The 461-nt window shown below is 63.3% G+C and carries 1 pseudogene; it reads left to right on the top strand.

The features are described from left to right. Nucleotides 1-98: 98 nt before the first annotated feature. A pseudogene (locus DEQ92_RS22550) lies at nucleotides 99-461 on the top strand (hypothetical protein); the annotation flags it as partial.

Raw genomic sequence — 461 nt, 5'->3', positions numbered from 1 at the left:
TGGGCGGCGTCTACGCGCACACCGATATGGCGACGCAGGTGCAGCAGGACGCGACGCGGTTGGACACGTTGCCAAATACGTCCACGGAGAACGTGCGTGTGCTGCCCCGGAGCGTCTCCGACAACTACGCGCAATCGTCCATGCAGTATCCGCAGTACCGGCTCACGGGCTCGGACATCGCCTACCACAACGGTTCGTACGCGTGGTCGCACGGACTCGCGCCTGACAACTTTATGGTGGCGTGGTTCGGCACACAGAGAGGCGCGCTGTACGTCGATATGACGACGACACAGAAGCGGGTCCGGGTCGAAGAGCGGACGTTCACCCACGGCCGCGGCCAGCTCTTTTTCGACTCCTATCAGTACCAACAGGTGCTGCACTCCCCGCTGAAGCGCCACAACTGGGAGACGACGTTCAACGCCCGGGCGAACGGGACCTCCTACATCGCGCACTCGACGACC

Source organism: Haloferax sp. Atlit-6N (assembly GCF_003383195.1).
GTDB classification, from domain to species: domain Archaea; phylum Halobacteriota; class Halobacteria; order Halobacteriales; family Haloferacaceae; genus Haloferax; species Haloferax gibbonsii.
Note: the sequence above shows the minus strand (reverse complement) of the source record. Positions and strands in the feature narration are given on the sequence as shown.